2 protein-coding genes and 2 pseudogenes are annotated in these 3,916 nt (G+C 40.4%); all 4 read right to left on the reverse strand.

Going from position 1 to position 3,916, the window contains the following annotated elements; translation table 11 throughout:
• Positions 1 to 967 (reverse strand): DUF6160 family protein (locus Aru01_RS18025; RefSeq protein WP_042111760.1); only part of this gene is annotated, 967 nt, incomplete at its 3' end.
• A gap of 27 nt (positions 968 to 994) precedes the next feature.
• Positions 995 to 1,708: a DUF6160 family protein gene (locus Aru01_RS18030; protein WP_016657294.1), complete on the reverse strand. Its 714-nt coding sequence runs from the start codon at positions 1,706 to 1,708 to the stop codon at positions 995 to 997.
• Positions 1,709 to 1,798: 90 nt separating this feature from the next.
• A pseudogene (locus Aru01_RS18035) lies at positions 1,799 to 3,190 on the reverse strand (hypothetical protein); the annotation flags it as partial.
• 193 nt (positions 3,191 to 3,383) lie between these two features.
• A pseudogene (locus Aru01_RS18405) lies at positions 3,384 to 3,916 on the reverse strand (hypothetical protein); the annotation flags it as partial.

A 3,916-nucleotide genomic window follows, 5' to 3' on the forward strand; every position in this document is an offset into this window, starting at 1 on the left:
GACCAGCAGAACCGAGCTCCAAAGTCGTGGCTTTATCACCAAGTTGATCTAAATCATTGGTAAACTGACCATCGATACGCAGTTTTAATCCATTTGCCCCAGCATTGTTATTGGCTTGTGTACCGAACAAGTCTGATGAACTCTTACCTGCGCCCAGCTGCACGAAACCATTAACTAAACGACCACTCATTCCTCCTCGGATTAAACCTTGACCATTGACTGCAAGTTCTAAATTCACCCCAGGACGACCCGTAATGTCATCGCGTATAAAGTCTGCAAAACCATCTGCACCTGTTTTTAACGTTAAACCAGCTTGAGGATCAACATACATATACCCCGCACTGTTCCAATTAAAGGTGAAATTTTGTAGGCCAAACTTATTGTTCACCCCATTTTGGTCTTTTTGTATTAACGCCAATGAAGCATCTTTAATCGACAGTCCTAGTGAAGCCTTGCTGTCTTGATTTAACAATCCTTTAGTGGTCAACATATTGAAAACCATCGGATTATATGACTCAAGCTCAATCGCCCCGAGTGACTTTGAATCTGCACAGTCCTGACTTGCACACAGCATAAATTGTTCAGCACGTACTTTTCCTAAAGTGGACTGTACCGCCAAATTAAGCCCAGGCTGTCCGGCTTGACTACTAAATACATCTAAATCAATTTTTGTGCCTAGCGCTTGTCCAGTGGGTAAAGTACCGCGATCAATTTGGATTTGATTTAACTGTGCATTAAGACGTTGCTGGTTATCTGCGCCTGTTGAAGCTTGATCCTGCCAAGACAGCTGATCGATTTTCACTTTGTCATAGCCAATATTCATGCTGATGCCATCTTGGCCATCAATGGCACGTAAAGCACCATCATCCATCGCTTGTAAGGCATGTGCCTGAGACATCATTAAGCCAATACTTAGACTCAAGTAAGTGCATGAAAATGTTTTTCGAGTTTGACGGATACATCCCATGTAATTCATCCCCTACTTCAATCGTGATTAACAACGTCCATGACCAGCATCGCAACCAAACACCATGACTTTACTGTTGATCGCCATATTGCCATTCATGCGCAATCCCATAAAACCCACTTCTTTTCCTTGGTCAAAAGCTGAAGATTTACCTGTGGCAAAATCAGCAGGCGCACCAGAGTAACGTGTTGATTTTAAATAGCCGTAATCTGCTGCATTACTACTGCTACCAGATTGGGTTGCACTACTTACAAATAAATCTTGTTCAATTGACATCGCATCGAAACCAAAATTCCGAACCTGTAAAGGTACAGCAGCAGTTAAACTCAGTTGTATAGAGGGTTTTAAAATCTCCATATTACTTTTATCTTTATAACGTAGATCGACTCCATCTAAACCCAAACGCTGGATATTGAGCATACCCTGTGTACCTTTAAATACCAGCCAGAGCTTACGTCCTGACTCACTACTGGGTTTAGTCCATAAGTCATTGCTGTCCCCTGCTTGATATTGCACATAACGATTATTGACCCCTATAGCAAAGTGACAATAACCTGCATCGGAGCAAAGTGATTGATCATAACTACCATCGGCTTTCTGGTTCATTGTTATTTTTAATGAAATATCTGCACCAGCCTGACCTTCTACAGCTTGTAAGGCCGTATTATCTAAGGCAACCAGATCTGCATGCAGTGTTGTACTTGCTAAACAAGCCAAAAGTACCAAGCCATAATTTCTCATGTATCCCTACTCCTATAAGCCTTTGGTGGTGATTTTTAGGTGCTGAATCAGCACACCATCAACGACACCTGAACCCATGTTCAGCGTAGGTGAATTTGTAGGTAAATTTATAGGGTTTGGATTACCAAATGAAATACCCACTGCTGTTGGCCCTTTATCAGCGGTCAACAAGTTTTTACTTTGGTCGTACTGTGTGGTCCCAAAACTAATGCTGCTATGTGTTGCATTAGTTCCTTGATAAAGACTGTTTCCATTGCTTCCACAGCTATAAACATTACACGTAGAACCATAATACCCACCATTACTCGCAGGATTAATATTGTCATAATTGGTGTAGATCTTTTTATAAATCTCAGCCTTATTGGGTATACGCGCGACCTCTAAACTAAAATTTTTACCATCAGAACCTAAAATAATCGGTTGAAATAAGCTGCCCACCACCAAATTGACATTGAGGTTATGTATAAAGATCCCTTCATTGGCATCAAATGTAGGTGCTGCTATACCATGTAGAGCAGGTGTTTGTAAATTTTGGCTATTGGTCATTTCACGTGTACTTAAACGTAAAATATTAGGGCTTTGTGCCGTAATCCCTTTACTATCACCACTATTGAGACGCAGTAATACTGAGCCACCCAATGTGTTGTTATAAAACGGACTCATGCCTCCAGTATCGGTTGCCCCGCCCAGTGTTTGAAAAAGCTGAATACGGCTACCATTAATACTAAAGTTATTCCAAATTGCCTGTAGGCGTATCCGGTTGGCGCGATTCGGGTCTGAGCTTCCTGGTTTTTCACCTAAATGATATAAGTTAGCGTCTGTAGGCGTTTTACTCTGATCAAGCACAAAAGCATCAACCCAAGTAGCAAGTTTAAGTTTATAGGCATCTTCACCGGCAGCGTCTCGCGCACCAACCTCATATAAAGGTGCTTCTAGGCTCAAATACGAAACTTGACAGTTAGTGTCACCTGCACCACTACAATTACTTGGACCAAAATTAGGGACATTATTCTCTGTGGCAACTTTAATAATCCATGGATTAGTCGCTGTACCCCAACTGCGGATTTTGGCAAGATCTTCGCTATTGGCAAGGCGACTGTTACTATTATTATCCGAACGCGACAAAGCCAAACCATACACATATAAGTCAGCTTTACCTACAGAATGATCTCGACCATCCACCACGCCATCCTTATTGGTATCTTGGGATTGTAAACTCAGTGGGCCAACCGGAATAAAATTAAAATAACCAGTATCTTTACTACGGTCTGAAAATAAAGTCGCTTTACTTTCATTTGCACCTTCACCACGAAATACAAAATAAGTATCCTGTGGCAAGATCGCAATTCCAGCACCTGTAGTTTCACTTAAATGATCATCACTGAGCACTTCCAAAGCCAATAAACTTGGACTTAGGCACAGACCGACTAAGCCTGCGATTAAACTTTTTGGAAATAAACAGCGATCAATACTCATCATCATGATCTTCCTTATTGTTACGATGCTCCGCATCATTTTATCCCGACCTCATATCCCGAGATCCATCACCCTTTAATTTAAATTTGGTGTTTTATATCACACATACTAAAGTTGTTTTATTGATCATGCAAAATTAATCGCTTATTAAAATGATATTTCCGACGAAATACCTAGATGAGTGCATCATCCAATCTCACTAACAAAAGCGCATACCGCCATAGCAGTTTGGGGTAACATTTTGCGTATCAAGAATGAGGTTTTTCAAAGCAATATTGACACTTTCACCTTGCATATTAATTGGGGAGATATTTTTAGTAATACCTTGTTGAAAAAAAGCTTGTAAGCCATTAATAATACTTACTTTAATCTTATATTGATCTTCTTTAAGTTTTTCCCCCAGTATCTGTGCAAACTGTGGATAGACAGAAGAGATATCTACTTGATCACGAGGTGATATATCGCCTAGATTTACAGTATCTTGTAAAGATAACCACCAGCCTGGATTTGCAACTTCCTCAGCGCCAGGCCAGCGTAGTTGTTTGTTTTGTAGACCTAAATACATTGCGCTGCTGATGGGTAAGTTATGGATATAACCTAAGCCTTCACTAAAGTTAATATTGGCTGTTAAGTTATCTACTGTTGTGTTGAGCTTAATAAAAGTATCTTGTACACAAATTAAACCTAAACCACAAACTCTTGAGTTAAGCCTTACCCCTAGCTGTCCAGATT

Origin of the sequence: Acinetobacter rudis (assembly GCF_000829675.1) — a bacterium.
Classification (GTDB): Bacteria; Pseudomonadota; Gammaproteobacteria; order Pseudomonadales; family Moraxellaceae; genus Acinetobacter; species Acinetobacter rudis.